The following is a 19,095-nucleotide window of genomic DNA, read 5'->3' on the forward strand; positions in this document are numbered from 1 at the left end:
GCGACACAGTCGCACATGGAGACTTCGCCTCGCCGGGCGGGGTCGAGCGTGGCGTGTGATCATGGCCAACCTGCACGCGCATGTCGTCCGCGCGCAGGTGTCACTGTCGCTGTTCACCGAGTTCGGTGAGGACGGGTTCCGTCCGCAGGAGCGTCGCGCCGAAGAGCTGAAGAGTGTCCTGGACCAGGTCGTCGAGCTGACCGGCAGGCTGCGCGCCTGACGTCACCGAGACTCACGAACGCCGCAGCCGTCGATCGGGTGCGGCATTCGTCGTCGCCCCGAGAAATCGCTCGGTCGCGGGCCTGTTCGGATGGGCGTTCGTGGTTAGCGTTGAGAACAGACTCTGTACGAAAAACAGCCCGTGAAAGGCAGCCATGACCGACCACGTCTGGAACACTCGCAACGACACCGGGGTCAAGAAGCTCGACAAGGCCGACCTGCAGCGCATCGACGCGTGGTGGCGGGCGGCCAATTACCTCTCGGTCGGGCAGATCTACCTGCTCGACAACCCGCTGATGCGCACGCCGCTGTCGAAGGACCACGTCAAGCCGCGGCTGCTCGGCCACTGGGGGACGACTCCCGGTCTCAACTTCCTGTACGCACACCTCAACCGAGTGATCGACGAGCGTTCGCAACCGGCGCTGTTCATCACCGGTCCGGGTCACGGTGGCCCGGGTCTGGTCGCCAATACCTACCTCGAGGGCAGCTACTCCGAGCGCTACCCGCAGATCTCCCAGGACGCCGACGGTTTGCGAAAACTGTTCAAGCAGTTCAGCTTTCCTGGTGGAATCCCTTCACACGTGGCTCCTGAGACACCGGGTTCGATCCACGAAGGAGGCGAGCTCGGTTACGCCTTGAGTCACGCCTACGGTGCCGCGTTCGACAACAAGGACCTGCTCGTCTTCACCGTGATCGGTGACGGCGAGGCGGAGACCGGACCGCTGGCCACGTCCTGGCACGGCAACAAGTTCGCCAACCCGGCGACCGATGGCGTGGTACTTCCGGTGCTGCACCTCAACGGCTACAAGATCGCGAACCCGACCGTGCTCGCCCGCATCGGGCAGGACGAACTGGACGCATTGATGCGCGGCTACGGACATACGCCGTACGTGTTCACGGCCGGGTTCGACGACGAGGCTCCGGAATCCGTGCACCGCCGGTTCGCCGAGCTGCTCGACGAGGTGATGGACGTGATCGCCGGCATCAAGGCGAAGGCCGAGAAGCAGGGCGCGCAGAACGCCGAGCGTCCGATGTGGCCGATGATCGTCTTCCGCACGCCGAAGGGCTGGACCGGTCCGGAGAAGATCGACGGCAAGGTTACCGAGGGTCACTGGCGCAGTCACCAGGTGCCGTTGTCGAGTGCGCGTGACACCGACGAGCACCTGCAGGATCTGTCCGACTGGCTGTCGAGCTACCGTCCGGACGAGCTCTTCGACAACGAGGGACGGCTGCTGGACGACATCGCGTCTCTGGCGCCCGAGGGCGAACTCCGGATGGGCGCGTCCACCTACGCCAACGGTGGTCTGCGGCGAATCGACCTGAAGCTCAGCGATTTCCGTGATCATGCGGTGAAGGTTTCCGAGCCGGGGGGCGAGATCGCGGAGGCCACCAAGGTGCTCGGCACCTGGCTGGGCGACGTCATGCGGGACAACCCCGACAACTTCCGGATCTTCGGTCCGGACGAGACCGCGTCCAACCGGTTGCAGGGCGTGTACGAGTCGACCGACAAGCAGTGGCTCGGCGACTACGAACCGAACGACGAGGGCGACCCGATGGCGCGGGTCGGCAAGGTCGTGGAGATGCTGTCGGAGCACCAGTGCCAGGGCTGGCTCGAGGGGTACCTGCTCACCGGACGCCACGGGCTGATGTCCTCCTACGAGGCGTTCATCCACATCGTCGACTCGATGTTCAACCAGCACGCGAAGTGGTTGAAGGTCACCAACGAGATTCCCTGGCGCAGCCCGATCTCGTCGCTGAACTACCTGCTCAGTTCGCATGTGTGGCGCCAGGACCACAACGGCTTCAGTCACCAGGATCCTGGCTTCATCGATCACGTCGTCAACAAGAAGGCCGAGATCGTCCGGGTCTACCTGCCGCCGGACGCCAATACCCTGCTGTCGACGTTCGACCACGTGTTGCGCACGACGCAGTACGTCAACGTCGTCGTCGCCGGCAAGCAACCCGGTCCGGTGTGGCTGTCGATGGACGAGGCGATCAAGCACTGCACGCGCGGCCTCGGCATCTGGGAGTGGGCCGGTACCGAACAGCCGGGTGAGAACCCGGACGTTGTCCTGGGTTGTGCCGGTGACATCCCGACGATCGAGGTGCTGGCCGCAGCGAAGATCCTGCGCGAGCGGATCCCGGATCTGCGGGTGCGCGTGGTCAACGTCGTCGACCTGATGCGCTTGCAGGACGCGCGCGAGCACCCGCACGGACTGTCCGACCGCGAGTTCGACACGATCTTCACCGCGGATACCCCGATCGTGTTCGCCTACCACGGCTACCCGTGGTTGATCCACCGGCTGACCTACCGCCGCAACGGTCACGACAACCTGCACGTGCGCGGGTTCAAGGAGGAGGGCACCACCACGACGCCCTTCGACATGGTGATGCGCAACGACCTGGACCGCTACCACCTGGTGATCGACGTCCTCGACCGCGTGCCCGGCCTGAGTTCGCGGTACGCCGGTCTTCGTCAGGAGATGCAGGACGCCCGCCTCGAGGCGCGTATGCACGCCTACGAGTACGGCGAGGACATCGACGAGGTGCAGGACTGGGTCTGGTCCGACTCCGGCGACACCGGGAAGTCGAAGGGCGGCCCGCAAACCACCGGCGGCGACAACGACTGAGTATCGCCGAGTCCCAGCGAATCTCACCGGGTCTCGATCGCGGTCCTCGGCTAGCGCCTCGTACCTACTCGACCACCGTTGTGGTGGTTTGAAGCAGCCGAATACAGACACGAACGCCCGGCCACACGGAAGTGGCCGGGCGTTCTGCGTTCGGTGCGGATCAGGCTTCGACGTCGCGATCCCAGACACGCATCGGCTTCAACGCGTCGACGAACTTCTTGCCGGACGAGGCGTCCAACTCGATGCAGCCCTTGTCGAGCTGGTCGGCGAGGCCGGCCGCCTCGAACAACGGCTTTGCGTCGGCGGTGTAGCCGATGAACTTCTGGTGCGCGAACGCGTCCGTCACGAAGTCCTTGGCGCTCGCCTTTTTCGCCAGATCGGCCACCGACTCCTTGCCCGGGATGACCGCGACGGCGTCGTAGAGCACCGACGGGCCGCCCTGCACGTGTTGGTCGCCCGACTGCTTGGTGCCGTCGCTGAAGGTCACTCCACCGATGGTCGGGGTGATGAACTCGACCTTGCCGCCGACCGCGGTGACCGCGTCCTTCACCGCGTTGATCACGGACGCGTCCGCGCCCTCGCTGGTGAGGATGCCGAGCTTGCGCCCGGCGAACGACTTCGGGCCGTTCTTGAGGATGCTCAGTGAGTCCGAGCCGGGCAGATCGGTACGTGGCTTGATCGCAGCCTCCGCGGCGTCCGGCAGGTCGAGCCCGAGGCCTTCGGCGACCCGCGAGGCGAGCTCCTCGTCCACGTTGCGCAGATGCGCAACCACCCGCGAACGCACCGCTTCGCGCTCGCACTTGCCGAGCTCGAAGGTGTACGCCGCGACGATGTGGTCCTGCTCGGTGGGCGTCTGGCTGATCCAGAACACCCGCGCCTGGCTGTAGTGGTCGGCGAAGGTCTCCGAGCGGTGGCGCACCTTGGGCCCGCTGACCTGCTCCTGGTAGGAACGGAAGCCGCCCTCGGTGTCCGCGCGCGGGCCGCGCTCGTCACCGGTCCAGCTGTTCGGCTCGTAGTTGGCCCGGCCGTTCGCCACGGTGGTCTGCATGTGACCGTCGCGCTGGAAGTTCATCACCGGGCACCGCGGTGCGTTCACCGGCAGGTGGGTGAAGTTGGTGCTTCCCAGGCGGCTGAGCTGGGTGTCGAGGTAGGAGAAGTTGCGGCCCTGCAGCAGCGGGTCGTCACTGACGTCGATTCCCGGCACGAGGTTCTGGGTGTGGAAAGCCACCTGCTCGGTCTGCGCGAAGTCGTTGTCGACGACGGAGTCGAGGGTCAGGCGTCCGACGACCCGAAGCGGCACCTGCTCCTCGGGAATGATCTTCGTGGGGTCGAGCACGTCGAACTCGAACTTCTCCGCGAAGTCCTCGTCGAAGATCTGCACCGCGAGGTCCCAGGCGGGTGCGTCGCCGGTGGTGATCGCGTCCCAGAGGTCGCGGCGGTGGAAGTCGGGGTCGGCACCGTTGATCTTCACGGCCTCGTTCCAGACGACCGACTGCAGACCTTGCGCCGGCTTCCAGTGGAACTTCACGAAGCTGGACTTGCCCTCGGCGTTGATGAACCGGAAGGTGTGGACGCCGAAGCCCTCCATGAAGCGCAACGAGCGCGGGATGGCGCGGTCGCTCATCTGCCACAGGGTCATGTGGATCGACTCAGGCGTGAACGAGACGAAGTCCCAGAAGTTGTCGTGGGCCGACTGGGCCTGGGGGAACGCGCGGTCGGGCGCTTCTTTCACCGAGTGCACCAGGTCGGGGAACTTGATTGCGTCCTGGATGAAGAACACCGGGATGTTGTTGCCGACGATGTCCCAGTTGCCTTCTCGCGTGTACAGCTTCACCGCGAAGCCACGGACGTCGCGCGCGAGGTCGAAGGACCCCTTGTTGCCGGCGACGGTCGAGAAGCGGACGAAAGCCTCGGTCTTGCGTCCCTGCTCGCCGAACAGGTCCGCCTTGGTCACGTCGGTCAGCGCGTCGGTGCACTCGAAGGTGCCGCGAGCGCCGTAACCGCGGGCGTGGACCACGCGCTCGGGGATGCGCTCGTGGTCGAAGTGGAAGATCTTGTCGCGAAGGACGAAGTCCTCCATCAACGTCGGGCCACGGTCGCCCGCGCGCAGTGAGTTCTGGTCGTCGGAGATCGGGGCGCCCTGCGCGGTGGTCAACACTTGGCCGTTCTCGACCGGCTGGTGGATCTCGCCGCCCTGGCCGCGCTCGTCGAGCTGCTGGTCGGACTTGTTGGTCTTCTTGTCGGACATGTCCTGCTCCTGATGTCGTCGACACCGCGCCGAGGGTTGAGGGCCGTGGCGACGGTGGTCCGGGTGCTGCCTTCGACGCTATGGGGCGCAGGTTGTGCGATGTGACCAGCCGAACGAGCGGTTCGTGCCGGACGAAGGAATCACCCGAGAGGGGGAGGCCTCAGGATGCCGTGCGTTCGGAGTTGAAACCGTTGCGCATCGCCCATGCGACCGCTTGCGCCCGGGTGGCGACGCCCGCCTTGCGATAGGCGGAGCGGACGTACGTCTTCACGGTGTTGATCGACAGGTAGCACTTCTGGGAGATCTCCTGGTTGGAGTACCCCTGGGTGATCAGCCCGATGATCTCGGCCTCACGCGCGGTCAGCCCGCCGCCCTGGCCGGGCCATTCCTCCATGATGGACGGTGCATCCGGGGCACCCAGCGCGATGACGGTCTCGCCGCGATGGATGCGTTCGAGGGCGTCGACCAGTTGCTCGACCGGGACCGCCTTGGAGATGTAGCCCTTTGCACCACTGGCGATGCTGTCGCGTGCCGCCTGCGGATTGTCGTTGAAGGAATAGCCCACGACCTTGCCCACGTTCGCCGAGGCGAGAAGTCCGTGGATGCGGGAGTTGCTGCCGTTGGGTGCGGCGAACGTGTCGTAGATGACGATGTCCACCGGATTGGCCGGGATGCCGCTCACCTCCGTGTCGACGACCAGGACGCGGTCTTCGAACGGGCGCAGCAATTGCGCAAGGCCCGCCACGACGACCTCGTAGTCGTTGACGAGGGCTAGGGTGATCGGAGCAGCTGGCACCCGCACAAACTAGCAACCCGGGTGGCGTAATGCCGCCGGAACCTTAGACGTGACCGCTCAGCTGCGCCATCCGGTTCTCCAGGGTGGTCAGCAGCTTGCTCAGTTCCTTCGTACTCTTGGAGTCGTTCTCGGCACTGACCGGCAGCACATCGATCGACAGTCGGGCGCCACCGGCGAGCGCACGCAGCTCGTCGAGTTTGGCGGCGAACGGCGAGCCACTGCCGGGGGAGTAGTAACGCACGGCCGCGTCGATGTCGTTCGCGAACAGGTCGGCCTTGGTGACGACGATGACCAACCAGACCGGGCGGTCGCGACGCACGCACATGGCGGCGATGCGGTGGGCGGTGATCGACCAGTCCTCCAGTTCCGCAGCCAGCTGCTCCTCGCGCGTGCGCTGTTCGGCCGCGCCACTGGTGCCGCCGGTGCGTCGGGGCGTCGCGTGGCCGTAGGCCACCACATGCAGGACGCCGTCCACCGGATCGTCATGGAACACCTCGTCCAGTGCGCCCAGCCGGGTCGCCGCGTTGTCGCCGGGGACGACGCGGAATCGGAAGCCGTGCAGCCGTGAGGAATGCTTGGTGCGACGCTCCATCACTGCGGACCCTGCGTCGACGGCGTCGCTGCTCGCGTGCTTGGCGAGGCGGTCGGCCAGGCGCGTCTTGCCCACGCCGGTCATGCCGGTGACAGCCACCGTCGGGAAGCGACGGCGGAACAGGTGCGCCATCTGCCCGGGCGCACTGGACAACGCAGTGAGCGCGCTTCCGGCGATACCGGTGCCGAGGGCCGCCTTGCCCGGGCCGCTGATGGCAGCCTTGCCGAGCCGGGTTGCGTTCATGACTTGGTTACCTCGTCCTGCTGTGAGCAATCTCGTTCGGGTTCAACCGCAGCCGGCAGCCGCGATGTTCCCGTTCGTCCGCATCCGCGAACTCCTCCCGAGAGGTTAATCGGCCGGCGCGTACGTTGCCGGGCTCGGCGTCGCCGGACTCGTCACAGGGCGGTCGCCACCCGCATCAGGGACGCGGCCGTCAGGCGCGCCGCTTGTGTCACTGGCAGCCGTCTCGTCTGCCAGGCGCGAAGCGACCCGCCGCGGTTGAGCGTGTGCGCCAATGTCACGGCGTCCAGGATCGCGTCGCAGGCTCCTCGGCCCAAGTTGGGCAGGGACGCATGTGCGGCGTCGCCGATCACGACGTACCGATCCCGGACGTAGCGCGGCATCGGCGGGGTGGTCCAGAGCCGGGTTGCGATCGTGTCGCTCCCGCAGCGGTCGAGGGTGTGCCGGATAACCGGCGCGTCGCCCGCGAAGATCTCCCGGGCCTCAGCGAGAACCTCGTGGCTCGACAACGGCTCCGGACCGATCGTGCTGCGGTGCGCCGTGAACCAGTACGCCTGCTCGTCGGTGACCGACGCGACACCGAACAGCCTTCTGCGGCCCCAGTATTCGCCGAAACGATCGGGGTTGAAGTCGTCCGTCAGCCCGCGCATGGTGACGAACGGCGACTCCACTCGCTCCGAGGCGGCGGGGTGCACCAGGCCACGCACCCGACTGCGGATGCCGTCCGCACCGATCACGAGGTCGGCGTCGAACTGCGCGGGATCCTCGACCAGTTGCTGCTCGATCCGGACGCCGGCCGGTACGGCTCGGCGCAGGGCGGCGAGGAGGGCCGGGCGCGGGACGAGGTGGATGTCAGGCTCGGGCAACCTGACCAGCCGGCGCCCACCCACGGTGAACAGCGCCCCGTTGTGGGGTCGGTCGGCGCTACCCATCGCAGCGCCGATACCGGCCAGTGCGCGACGGGCGGCCGGCCACAGTCCGAGGGCAGCGCCCAAGGTCTCCCGCTGGGGCTCGGCCTCCAGGACGCTCACTTCGAAGCTCGCCGGGTCCAGAGCTGCCGCAAGCGCCAGCCCGGCGATACCGGCCCCGACGACGACGATGCGGCGGGGCCGGATCGCGTTTGTGCGCGACGCCGTGTGCGTCGGCTCCGACTTCGCGCGGTTGAACAGTTTGTCGAACATCTCTCCCTATTTTCGGCCGCTCCCCTCGAGGGCCTCGCGCCAGTACATCACCAAGTCCGGCGATGGCCACCGACTCAGCGATCAGGACACGACGTCCTTGCGGGCGAAGCCACGGACGGCGAGCGCGAACAGCACGATCCCGTAGCTGAACGACAGCGCGACACCCTTGGCGAGGTCGCTCCAGTCGATCGTGGGTTGCATCAGGTCGAACCACGCGTAATCCCAGTGCGCCGGCAGGAATTCGCGCAGCCCGCCGAGCGCGCTGACCTGATCGAGGATGCTGCACACGATCTGCAGTCCCATCGCGCCACCGACGGCACCGAGGGGGGCGTCGGTCCGCGTGGACAGCCACAGGGCGAGGCCGGCCGTGGTCAGCTGACTGAGCATCACGTAGAGCACGGTCAGCGCGCTGCGGCCGGCTGCGTCGCCGAACGAGATCGGCGCGCCGGTGGGCAGGTCGAGCGGTCCGGTGCCGTACGCGAGGGTGCCGATGACGAAGCTCACGACGGCGAGGAGTGCGATCGCGCCGAGTGAGAATGCAAGTGCGACAACGGCTTTCACGACCAGTAGCCGTGTGCGGGGTACCGGTGCGGCGAGCAGGTAACGCAAGGTCGACCAGTTCGCCTCGCTGGCGATCGAGTCGCCGAAGAACAGCGCGACCGGGATCACCAGGAAGAAACCGGACGCCAGGAACAACATTGCCACGGTGAAGTTCGGGCCGGACAAGGTGGCGACGTCCAGGATGCGCATTTGGCCACCGCCGCCTTCCTCGTCACCACCCCCGCCGACCTGGAAAGCGATCATCACGATCACCGGCAGTGCCGCGAGCAGGCCGGCGACGACCAGCGTCCGGCGCCGCCGCAGTTGCCGCGCGAACTCGACAGTGATCGGGAACGGGTGCCGGCCCTCCAGTGGGGTGAGGGCGGGTGGTGTCGTGGTGGTCATTGCCGGGCGCCTCCTTCGGCGACGATGCGCAGGAAGGTCTCCTCGAGTCGGCCGTCGCCGACGATCTCGGCCACGGTGCCGGCGCGCACGAGCCGGCCACGGTCCATCACGACCAGATGGGTACAGAACTGCTCGACCTCGGCGAGCAGGTGGCTCGACACGATCACCGTGCGGCCACCGACGGCGTACGCCGACATCACCTGGCGCATCTGCCGGATCTGCCCGGGGTCGAGCCCGTTGGTCGGTTCGTCGAGCACGAGCACGTCCGGCAGCCCGAGCATCGCCTGCGCGATCGCGAGCCGTTGTCGCATGCCCTGGGAATAGGTGCGGACGGGACGCGCGAGGGCCTCGTCGCTGAGTGCGGCGACCTCTAGCGCCTCGTCCAGGTGAGCCTCCTGCGCCGGCCGCCCGGTGGCCTGCCAGTAGAGGTCGAGGTTGGCACGTCCGGACAGGTGCGGCAGGAAGCCGGGGCCTTCGACGAACGCGCCGAGCCGGGTGAGCACCGGCGCGCCGGGCTGGATCGGACGACCGAACACCCGGATTTCGCCGGCGTCCGGCATGGTCAGACCCATCAGCATGCGCAGTGTCGAGGTCTTGCCGGCGCCGTTCGGGCCGAGCAGCCCGAGCACCTGCCCGCGCTCCACGGTGAACGACAGGTCGTCGACCGACAGTTGGTTGTTGCCGCCGTACGCCTTGGTCAGACCGGTGATCTGCAGCGGGACGTCGGCGAGTTCCTCCTCGACCTGTTCGGCGGTGGTTCTGCGGCGCCGGCCGAACAGGATCGCACCGGCTGCGAGCAGCGCCAGCAACGGGAGCAGCCAGACCCAGGTGGGCAGCGGTTCGGCGGTGGTCTCGAACGAACCGACGACCGGGACGGTGAGGGCGCCCGCAATCGACACCCGATACGTCGCGGCCTTCGCCGGTGTCGCGTATCCCATGTCGGTGGATGAGACCACCAGCCGTATGCGATGCCCGGTCTCGAAGCGGCGGTCGATCGCGGGAAGCGTCACCTCGACCTCCCGCTCCGACCCGCCCGTCTCGACCCGGATCGGGGTGGCCAGGCGGGCCGGCAACACCGGTTGCGAACGTCCGGGACCGACGTCGTAGAGCTTCACGAACAGCACGGCTTCGGGTGTCGACGAACCCACCTTCAGCCGCACGCGGGGAGTCCCGGTGACCGTGACGGCCTCGGTGAGGGGCGCGCTGCTGAAGGCTGCGGACTGGCCGGGGAAGTTCAGCGATAGGTCGAAGACCTCGCCGGCGTCCCCCAATGCGCCGGTGCCCGGCAGGCTGCTGACATCGGCCGGCTGGCCGCCCGGCGGGTTCGCGAAGCTCTGTGGACGCCCGGTCAGCGCGATCGTGTTCGAACTCGTGCCGAGCAGGCCCGGGTACTGAGCCCGGCTCGCACCACGCAGCAGCGCACTGCCGTTCTGCGTGTTGGTGCCGGCGCGACGACTGACCCGGAACGCGGCCGTGTCGTTCCCGGATTCGCGCTTGAGGTGCTGGTCGAACCACGCGAGCGTCCGTTGCTCGACCCGGTCGGTCTCAGCATCGCCGCCGTCGTGTCCGCCGGCGATCCAGTCGACGGCGACAGGTGTTCGGTTCCCGGCGATTCGTCGTGCCGCGCGGTCGGCCTGATCGAGCGGGAACAGCGAGTCGCTCTGTCCCTGCAACAGCAGCGTCGGTGCCTTGATCCGGTCGCCGACCGCAACGGGGCTGCGGTCGCGCAGCAGTTTCAGGTCGGGCGCGGTCGCCCGCCCGGTTTCGGCGATGCGGGTGTAGGCGGCGCACAGTGCGGGGTCGAACTTCGCGCACCCGCCGCCGTTGTTGAAGAAGACGCCCGCCCAGGTCTTCTTGAAGACCCCGTTCGGTACGAGTGCGTCGGCCAGGTCCCAGTAGGTGATGGACGCCGCGATCGCGTCGACTCGGTGGTCCAGGGCCGCGGTCATGAGTGCGATGCCGCCGCCGTAGGACCCGCCTGCCATACCCGCGCGGGGGTCGCCTGCCTTGTCCAACAGCACGTTCGGCTGCTTCGCCACCCAGTCCAGCAACGTGGAGACGTCCGCGACCTCGGCGCCGGGGGCGTTGAGGGAGATGCGTCCGGTCGATCGTCCGAACCCTCGGGCCGACCAGGTGAGCACGTTGTAACCCTCGCCGACCAGTCGCTGCGCCTGCGGCAGCAGATCGGTCTTGTTGCCGCCGAACCCGTGCCCGAGCAGCACCGTGGGGCGACCGCCACCGGCGTCCTTCGGGGTGAACCACGAGGTGTCGATGCGCGCCCCACCGGTGTCGAGCACGGTGTCGGTGCGCCGCACTGCGTCGGCAGGGTCGTCGTCACGCAGGTACACGCCGACGATCGCGGCAACCGCCAGCAGAGCGATGGCGGCTGCGATCGCGATGATCCGTCGGGTGGGACGGATCCCTGGCAGTCGCTTCATCCGGCGATTATCGCTGACGCGAGTGTCATGACATTCGAGACTTCGACACCCCGAACGTGATGACACCCGAGCGGCACATCCGTGAGTCGACGCGGTCCCTGCGGGTGTGCCGTCGTGCGGTGCCGGCGTATAACGTCGGTACAAACCGCCATCGGACGCCAAGGAGACCGCGATGACGAACGACCGTCCGAAGAAGGTGCCCGGTCAGCAGCAGGAGTGGCCGGGCAGCGACGCGGACCTGAACCCGCAGGCCGATCACGGAGCCGACTCGTGGACCGGCCGCGGACGCCTGGAGGGCAAGCGCACGGTGGTGACCGGCGGCGACTCGGGCATCGGCCGTGCCATCGCCGTGGCCTTCGCGAAGGAGGGCGCCGACCTGGTCATCGCCCACCTGCCGCAGGAGGAGGACGACGCGATGAAGACCGCTGAACTCGTTGCAGCGCAGGGGCGTTCGGCCACCCTGCACTCGACGGACCTGCGTACCGCAGAAGCCAACCAAGAACTGGCCGACGTGGCGGTCGAGCACATGGGCGGTGTCGACATCCTCATCTGCAACGCTGCCTATCAGATGACCCACGACGAACTGCTGGACTTCCCGGACGACCAGATCGAGCGCACCTTCGAGACCAACGTCTTCGGACCGTTCTGGTTGATCAAGGCTCTCGCCCCGCAGCTGGAGGACGGCGGCACGATCATCGTGACCACGTCCGTCCAGGCCTATGCGCCGACCGACCACCTGCTCGACTACGCCGCGACCAAGGCGGCGCTGAACAACCTCGTCGTCAACCTCGCTCAGGAGCTCGGTCCGAAGGGCACGCGGGTGAATGCCGTTGCGCCGGGCCCGATCTGGACGCCGTTGATCCCGGCGACGATGGCGAAGGACAAGGTCGAGGGCTTCGGCAGCGATACCCCGCTCGGACGCCCGGGCCAGCCGATCGAGGTCGCAGCGGCGTACGTCTTCCTGGCCTCGGACGAGGCGTCGTACGTCTCCGGCACGGTGCTCGGCGTGACCGGCGGCAAGCCGGTCTTCTGACCCGATCCACACACACCCCCCCCCCAAATCCGAATTCCACCGAAGGAAACTCGATGAAGGCATTGACCTGGCAAGGCATCAACGACGTGCAGATCAAGGAGGTCCCCGACCCGGTGTTGCAGGACCCCACGGACGCGATCGTGCGCGTCACTTCGACGGCGATCTGCGGCTCCGACCTGCACCTGTACGGCGTCCTGGCGGCGTTCCTCACCCCCGGCGACGTACTCGGCCACGAATTCATGGGCATCGTCGAGGAGGTCGGGTCCGCGGTCACCAACCTGCAGGTCGGCGACCGGGTCGTGGTGCCGTTCAACATCTCCTGCGGCAAGTGCTGGATGTGCGAGCGTGGGTTCTTCGCTCAGTGCGAAACCACGCAGAACACCCATCAGGGCAAGGGCGCAAGCTTGTTCGGCTTCACAAGCCTCTACGGCCAGGTGCCCGGCGGCCAGGCCGAGCGGGTGCGCGTACCGCATGCCGACTTCGGGCCGATCAAGATCACCGGTGACCACCCGGACGAGCGTTACCTGTACCTCTCCGACATCCTGCCGACGGCCTGGCAGGGAGTGCAGTGGGCCGAGGTCCCCGAGGGCGGTTCGCTGTGCGTCTTCGGTCTTGGTCCGGTCGGTCAGCTCGCGGTGCGCTCGGCCCGCCGGATGGGCATCGAGAACATCATCGCCGTGGACCGGGTGGCAGACCGTCTGGCCGTCGCCGCGGCGGCCGGTGCCCAGGTCATCGACCTGGACGAGGTGAAGAACGTCGGGGACGCGGTGCGTGACCTCACCGACGGACGCGGCGCGGACGGCACGCTGGACGCAGTCGGCATGGAGGCACACGGCAACCCCGTCTCGGAGGCCGTCATCAAGGCAACAGCGCGTCTGCCGAAGCCGGTCGGGAAACCGATGATCGAGAACTTGGGCATCGACCGGCTCGCCGCGCTGCACGGTGCGATCGACGCCGTCCGACGCGGCGGCACGGTTTCGATCAGCGGCGTCTACGGCGGCGCGGTCGACCCGATGCCGATGATGGACATGTTCGACAAGGGCATCGCTCTGCGGATGGGGCAGTGCCACGTCAAGCAGTGGACCGACCAGCTGTACGACCTGGTCGAACAGGACGACGACGTCCTCGGTCTGGAAACGCTTGCCACGCACCGCGTTTCGCTCGACGAGGCTCCGGAGATGTACCGCGTCTTCCGTGACAAGGAGGATGAGTGCCTGAAGGTGGTGCTGACGCCGTGATCGGGCAGGCGCCGGGGCCGGTCGCGCTCGTCCTCGGCGCCTCCCGCGGTCTTGGCTTGCTGTGCGCGGGCGAACTTGCCAGGCGCGGGTACGACGTCGTGCTCGCGTCGCGCTCGCTGGAGAGTTGCGAGCAGGCCTCCGATCACCTTGCCGCACAAGGCCTTTCGCGCGAGCATTTGCACGCCCGAGCCTGTGATGCGCGTGACGGTGATGCGGTGGACGATCTGATCGACGAGGTCGAACGGACCGTCGGGCCGATCGAGGTCGCGCTGCATGTCGCGGGCATCATCCAAGTCGGTCCCTGGCAGGAGTGGGAGCGCGAGCAGTTCGAGGACGCGATCGACACGATGCTCTGGGGGCCGGTCAATCTCTGCATGCCGCTCGCCCATCGCATGGCCGGACGCGGCCACGGACGACTCGGTGTAGTGTCCTCGGTCGGCGGCCAGGTCAGCGCGCCGCATCTGTTGCCGTACAGCACAGCGAAATTCGGTGCCTTCGGTTTCTCCCAGGGACTCGGTGCCGAACTCTCCGGCACGGGAGTCACGGTCACCAGCGTCGCCCCCGGGCTGATGCGGGTCGGTTCGCACCTGGCTGCGGAGTTCAAGGGTGACCACGCCAAGGAGTACGCCTGGTTCGCGGCCGGGGCATCGGCACCGCTGCTCGCGATCGACGCCGACCGCGCGGCACGCAAGATCGTCGACAGCCTGCTGCGCGGACGCCCGTTCGTCACGTTCACCCCGCTCGCGCAGGTCGGTACGCGCGTCCACGGGCTCGCTCCGGGGCTGACGCAGCGTCTGCTCGGCGTCGTCGGACGCGCTCTGCCGGACGCACCGAGCGGGCACACCGAGGTGCTTCCCGGACACCGGGTCGAGCCGATGCTCTCCCCGAGGGCGCGGCGTGTGCTGACACGGCTGACCACACTCGGCTCGAAGGCCGCTTCCAGGAACCTCGAGCCCGGGCGTGATCAGACGGAGCGCTGACGACGCAGGCAGCAGGGCCGCACGAGACCGGGCACCCAACAGGGTGTGCCTGGCGGTCTTGACGCGCGGCTAATGTCACGAGGGTGGAGCCTGCCGCGCGCGGGCCGATGCGGGTTGCCTCCGTGCCGGCCGATCACGTCTACATCCGTCACCTCGCCCCGTCCGGGCACGATGACGGAGTCGTCCGTCTGCCGGATCCGCCGTCCGAGGAACCGGGTCGCTGGTGGCCACCGGTGATGCTTGATCCCGAGTGGGTCGCCGCGCACAGCGGTGACTTCGACCTGATGCACATTCACTTCGGCTTCGATGCGCGCAGCCCCGAGGATCTCCAGAAGCTGGCCGACGCCTTGGAAACGGCCGGGCGGCCGCTGGTGTTCACCGTGCACGACCTGCGCAATCCCCATCACGAAACCACCGAGCTGCACGACGCCCAGCTCGACGTGCTCGTCCCTGCGGCGAGCGAGCTCATCACGCTCACGCCGGGCGCTGCCAGGGAGATCGAGCATCGCTGGGGTCGTAAGGCCCACGTGCTGCACCATCCGCACGTCTTCGAGCTCGACGAGGTCGGACGCGTCCGACCCGGCAAGGACGAGTTCCTCGTCGGCGTCCATTGCAAGAGCCTGCGGGCGTGCATGGAGCCCGAACCGGTGATCCGCGCGATCGTGCAGACGCTGCCCGAACTGCCCGGAGCGCAGCTGCGGGTCGATGCGCACACCGACATCATGACGCCGGGGTACGACCGGTACGACGACGATCTGGCGACCTACCTGCGGCGGGCCCACGCCGACGGGCTGCTCGACCTGCAGGTGCACGACTACTTCACCCACGACGAACTGCGCGACTACCTGCGCTGCCTCGACCTGTCGGTGCTGCCCTACCGGCATGGCACGCATTCGGGGTGGGCGGAAGGTTGCCACGATCTGGGTACCGGCGTGCTCGCTCCCGACTGCGGGTACTACGCCGATCAACTCGACTGCTTCGTCTACCGCTGGGACGAGTTCGGGCTCGACGTGCACAGCGTGCAGTCCGCGCTGCGCTCGGCCTACGACAGCCGCGGCAACCACCCGATGATGACCTCGGCCGAGCGACGCCTGCAGCGCGACCGATTGGCGGACGCGCACGTGAAGATCTACAGCGCGGCCCTGGGGAACTGAGATGCGTGTCGCCGTGATCGCCGCCGCGCGCCAGCCGATCGCGCAGCCGTTCCCCGGTGGTCTGGAGTACATCGGCGTCTACGAACGGATGGTCGAACGAGCGTGATCGGTTGGTACGTGCACCATCACGGGAGCGGACATCTGCAGCGCCTGCTTACAGTCGCTGCGCACCTGACGCAACCTGTGACTGCTTTCTCCTGTCTGCCGGCCCCGCCCGGGTGGCAGGGGGATTGGGTGGAGCTGGCGCACGACGTTGGTCCCGATCCGGACCCTGATCCGACTGTTCGCGGCGCGCTGCACTGGGCGCCGCTCACCGTCGAGGGCTACCAGGAGCGGATGGGACAGATCGCGGCCTGGATCGATGCCGAACGTCCCGGCGCAATGGTCGTGGACGTGTCGGCCGAGGTGACTGCACTGTCGCGGCTGCTCGGTGTGCCGACCGCGACGATCGTGATGCCCGGCGTCCGGTCGGACCGCCCCCACGTGATGGCCTATGACCTGGCCGACCTGCTCATCGGGCTCTGGCCGGCGGGTGCTCATGAGGTGAGTCCCTCGATCGCCGACCGCATCGTCAACGTCGGCGGGGTTTCCCGCTTCGACGGGGAGCGGTCGCCGGATGTCGAAGTGCAGTCCGGGCGAGTGCTCGTCGTCTGCGGTGGCGGGGGAATCTCGCTGACCGACAACGACATCCAGCAAGCTGCTGCGGCAACAGGTTGGGACTGGGTCGCTCGCGGAGGGGACTGGCCGGCGAGCGAGGATCTGTGGCGAGAACTCGCCGAGGCGGACGTCGTGGTCACGTTCGCCGGGCAGAACGCCGTGGCCGAGGTGGCGGCAGCACGCAAACCCGCCGTCGTGGTCGCCACCGAGCGTCCGCACGACGAACAACTCGCGACCGTCGGTGCGTTGCGTCGCCTGGGGATCGTGCCTGCAGTCGACGACTGGCCCTCGTCCGGGGAATGGCCGGCCCTGCTCCGACAGGCTCGCACGCAAGGCGGGGACGCTTGGTCACGCTGGAGCACCGGCCACGGTGCACAGGACTTCGCGGCCGCCGTCGAGGCTTTGGCGGACCGATCGTGAACCTTCCATGACAGTTGCCGTGCTGACGATCGCGCATGGCCGCCACGATCACCTGCGTGGCCTGCTGGCGGGTTGCCGGCGCTCGGACCGGGCGCCCGACATGGTGATCGTCGTTGCGATGAGTGATCCGGACATCGAAGACTTGGCTCAGGACGCCTGGCCCGGTGCGATCGTCGAACACCTACCCACGGTCGATGGAGCGCTCCCGCTGGCAGCGGCCCGCAATCGTGCCGCGCAGACCGCCATCTCCCGTGGTGCGACCGCGCTGGTCTTCCTGGACGTCGACTGCGTTCCGTCGCCCGGCCTGATCGGTACCTATGCCTCGGCGATGGAAGAGGCGACAGAGCCGTCCGTCCTCGCCGGTGACGTCGCCTACCTGCCGGAGCACGAACGCCCCTATCCCGCAGCCGAACTCGACCGCCTGGCAAAACCGCACCCGGCCCGTCCGGTGCTCGAACCGGCGCAGTCGCGGGAGGCGGACGACGTCCGGTTGTTCTGGTCGCTGTCTTTCGCGCTCAGCGCCGACTCGTGGACGGCGATCGGCGGCTTCGACGAGCGATACGTCGGTTACGGCGGTGAGGACACCGACTTCGCACTGCGGTTGCAGGCGGCGGGCGCGTCCCTGGTCTGGGTCGGCGGCGCACGGGCGTATCACCAGTTCCACGAAAACCGGATGCCGCCGGTGCATCACCTGGACGACATCGTCCGCAATGCACGCATCTTCCACTCCACCTGGGGTCGGTGGCCGATGGAGGGATGGCTGCGTGAGTTCGACCGCCTCGGGCTCGTGCGCTTCGACGGCGAGACGCTCAGCGGGCTCTGACAGGTCAGGACGACGCAGCCGGCCAGGGGGTCGCCCCGCGCTTCTTGAGCATGTCCGTCATCAGGTTGATCTCGCCCGACTGTCCTTCGACCATCGACCGTGCCAGACGCACCACGCGCGGTTGGTCGCCGGACGATTGCGCCGCCTTGGCCATGTCGACGCCGGCACGGTGATGCACGATCATCAACTGCAGGAAGAGGATCTCCGCGGCCTTGCCGTCCGAGTTCTCCAACTGACGCAGCTGGGCGGTGGAGGCCATGCCCGGCATCCGTCCGTCAGGCAGCAGCATCTGACCCTGCGGCAGACCGGCGTGGTTGTGACCTGTCTTCTTCATCCAGGCCATGCGCTCGCCACTGACGGCGAGCGGTAGATCCCACTGCTGCAGCCAGCTCATCATCTGTCCGCGCTGGTTCTCCTGGGTGGTGGCGATGTCGTAGGCGAGTGTCTTGACGTCGTTCGCGACGTCCTTGGCGCGCACCACCATCGACATGTTCACCGCCTGAGCGTGGTGCGAACTCATGTCGCGGGCGAATCCGGCATCGACGCTGTCGTCGGACGGGTACTTCGGCTGACCCAGCCAGTACCCGGCCAGCACCGCCAGCACGATCGCGGTCGCCGCTGCCACCGAGAGCAGGAATGGCTTCTTCGCCTCGTTCCAACTCAGTGCGCGGCGCTGTTGCTCGACTTCCTCGTCGGCTTCGACGTGGTGGTTGAGCGCGTCGCGCTCGGTCACATCTGTCCGCCGGTCTTGCCGGTGGCCGGGTCGTACGCACCCGAGCAGGCAGCACCGGGCTCAGGGGTCTGCGGACCCTGCAGGTAGGCCTTCACGAACTGCTGGATACGCGGGTCGGACGCCTTGTCCACGCGCAGCTGCAGACCCCAGGCCGACAACACGATCGGGGAGCTCTGCGAGGGCACCTTGGACATGATCATGTAGTCCTGGCTCGCGACCTTCTTCAGCGTCGCGATGTCGCCCGCGGACACTTTGTCGTTCGTGGTGATCCAGACCGCCCCGTGCTCGAGCGAGTGCACGGTGTGGTTGTTCGGGATCTCCTTGTCGTAGATGCCGCAGGTGGACCACGCCGGGTGGTGGGCGCCACCGACCGGGGGGTTCATCGGGTACTTCTGCTCGGCGTTGGTGTGGTCACGACTCAGGTCGGTCCACTGGCGCACGCCCTTGACGGGTGAGTTGATGACCTTGGACCCGGCGAGCGAGTCGGTGGGTTTGGTGTCGTCACCGCTCTGCGACTGAACCAGTGCGAAACCCCCACCAGCGACGAGGGCCAAAGCCACGACCACCGCCAGGATGATGCCGATCTTGCGGTTGCGTTCACCGCGTGCCTGACGTGCCCGCTCCTCGGCGAGGCGCTCGCGGCCGGTCTTCGTGGTGTCGGTCTTCGACAAGGCTCTGCTCCTGGGGGTGTGTTCGCGTGCGGCGCCGTACCTATGCCGAATCGCTTCGAGGAACCATCGTAGATAAGCGCGTGAATGGTCGTATGTT

Annotated in this window: 16 protein-coding genes; 8 read left to right on the top strand and 8 right to left on the bottom strand. The window is 67.6% G+C overall.

Going from position 1 to position 19,095, the window contains the following annotated elements; genetic code table 11:
* Positions 1-61 precede the first annotated feature (61 nt).
* Both EU513_RS15850 and EU513_RS08025 read left to right on the top strand, forming a co-directional pair.
* The gene (locus EU513_RS15850) at positions 62-220 is read left to right on the top strand and encodes a hypothetical protein (RefSeq protein WP_168990202.1); all 159 of its coding nucleotides are present in this window, start codon (positions 62-64) and stop codon (positions 218-220) included.
* A gap of 154 nt (positions 221-374) precedes the next feature.
* Positions 375-2,849 carry a phosphoketolase gene (locus tag EU513_RS08025; protein WP_129625378.1) on the top strand — a complete coding sequence of 825 codons (2,475 nt, stop codon included), beginning with the start codon at positions 375-377 and terminating at the stop codon, positions 2,847-2,849.
* 160 nt (positions 2,850-3,009) lie between these two features.
* On the opposite strand, the gene EU513_RS08030 is transcribed toward EU513_RS08025, so the two are convergent.
* The 6 genes from EU513_RS08030 to EU513_RS08055 all read right to left on the bottom strand — a co-directional run bounded on the left by EU513_RS08030 (position 3,010) and on the right by EU513_RS08055 (position 11,289).
* Positions 3,010-5,097, bottom strand: coding sequence for a catalase (locus tag EU513_RS08030; protein WP_129625379.1), 2,088 nt, complete (start codon positions 5,095-5,097; stop codon positions 3,010-3,012).
* Positions 5,098-5,257: 160 nt separating this feature from the next.
* Positions 5,258-5,893, bottom strand: a complete 636-nt coding sequence (locus tag EU513_RS08035) for a response regulator transcription factor (protein ID WP_129625380.1) — start codon at positions 5,891-5,893, stop codon at positions 5,258-5,260.
* A gap of 43 nt (positions 5,894-5,936) precedes the next feature.
* Positions 5,937-6,728, bottom strand: coding sequence for a GTPase domain-containing protein (locus tag EU513_RS08040; RefSeq protein ID WP_129625381.1), 792 nt, complete (start codon positions 6,726-6,728; stop codon positions 5,937-5,939).
* 152 nt (positions 6,729-6,880) lie between these two features.
* Entirely contained in the window at positions 6,881-7,906 is a 1,026-nt protein-coding gene (locus EU513_RS08045; protein ID WP_129625382.1) for an FAD-dependent monooxygenase, read from the bottom strand.
* Between the two features lie 81 nt (positions 7,907-7,987).
* The gene (locus EU513_RS08050) at positions 7,988-8,851 is read right to left on the bottom strand and encodes an ABC transporter permease (protein ID WP_129625383.1); all 864 of its coding nucleotides are present in this window, start codon (positions 8,849-8,851) and stop codon (positions 7,988-7,990) included.
* Entirely contained in the window at positions 8,848-11,289 is a 2,442-nt protein-coding gene (locus tag EU513_RS08055) for an alpha/beta fold hydrolase (RefSeq protein WP_129625384.1), read from the bottom strand. Before EU513_RS08055 ends, EU513_RS08050 begins: the two co-directional genes overlap by 4 nt.
* A 172-nt stretch (positions 11,290-11,461) precedes the next feature.
* Here EU513_RS08055 and EU513_RS08060 point away from each other — a divergent pair, with 172 nt between their 5' ends.
* The 6 genes from EU513_RS08060 (at position 11,462) to EU513_RS08085 (ending at position 17,594) form a co-directional block, all read left to right on the top strand.
* Positions 11,462-12,322, top strand: coding sequence for an SDR family oxidoreductase (locus EU513_RS08060; RefSeq protein ID WP_129625385.1), 861 nt, complete (start codon positions 11,462-11,464; stop codon positions 12,320-12,322).
* Between the two features lie 53 nt (positions 12,323-12,375).
* Complete coding sequence (locus EU513_RS08065) at positions 12,376-13,560, top strand: zinc-dependent alcohol dehydrogenase (protein WP_129625386.1); 1,185 nt, start codon at positions 12,376-12,378, stop codon at positions 13,558-13,560.
* Positions 13,533-14,540 (top strand): SDR family oxidoreductase, encoded by a 1,008-nt coding sequence (locus EU513_RS08070; protein WP_239700717.1) that lies wholly within the window; start codon positions 13,533-13,535, stop codon positions 14,538-14,540. The genes EU513_RS08065 and EU513_RS08070 overlap by 28 nt, the downstream gene beginning before the upstream one ends.
* A gap of 83 nt (positions 14,541-14,623) precedes the next feature.
* On the top strand, positions 14,624-15,694 hold the full coding sequence (locus EU513_RS08075; RefSeq protein ID WP_240795974.1) for a glycosyltransferase: 1,071 nt from the start codon (positions 14,624-14,626) through the stop codon (positions 15,692-15,694).
* A 234-nt stretch (positions 15,695-15,928) separates the two neighbouring features.
* The gene (locus EU513_RS08080; RefSeq protein WP_239700724.1) at positions 15,929-16,771 is read left to right on the top strand and encodes a hypothetical protein; all 843 of its coding nucleotides are present in this window, start codon (positions 15,929-15,931) and stop codon (positions 16,769-16,771) included.
* A gap of 7 nt (positions 16,772-16,778) precedes the next feature.
* Positions 16,779-17,594, top strand: a complete 816-nt coding sequence (locus tag EU513_RS08085; RefSeq protein WP_129625388.1) for a glycosyltransferase family 2 protein — start codon at positions 16,779-16,781, stop codon at positions 17,592-17,594.
* 4 nt (positions 17,595-17,598) lie between these two features.
* Here the strand turns inward: EU513_RS08085 and EU513_RS08090 are convergent, their stop codons facing one another.
* Both EU513_RS08090 and EU513_RS08095 read right to left on the bottom strand, forming a co-directional pair.
* Positions 17,599-18,327, bottom strand: a complete 729-nt coding sequence (locus EU513_RS08090) for a DUF305 domain-containing protein (RefSeq protein WP_205744707.1) — start codon at positions 18,325-18,327, stop codon at positions 17,599-17,601.
* On the bottom strand, positions 18,324-18,998 hold the full coding sequence (locus tag EU513_RS08095) for a DUF3105 domain-containing protein (RefSeq protein ID WP_129625389.1): 675 nt from the start codon (positions 18,996-18,998) through the stop codon (positions 18,324-18,326). Before EU513_RS08095 ends, EU513_RS08090 begins: the two co-directional genes overlap by 4 nt.
* Positions 18,999-19,095: the final 97 nt, after the last annotated feature.

Source organism: Yimella sp. RIT 621, assembly GCF_004146205.1.
GTDB lineage: Bacteria > Actinomycetota > Actinomycetes > Actinomycetales > Dermatophilaceae > Yimella > Yimella lutea.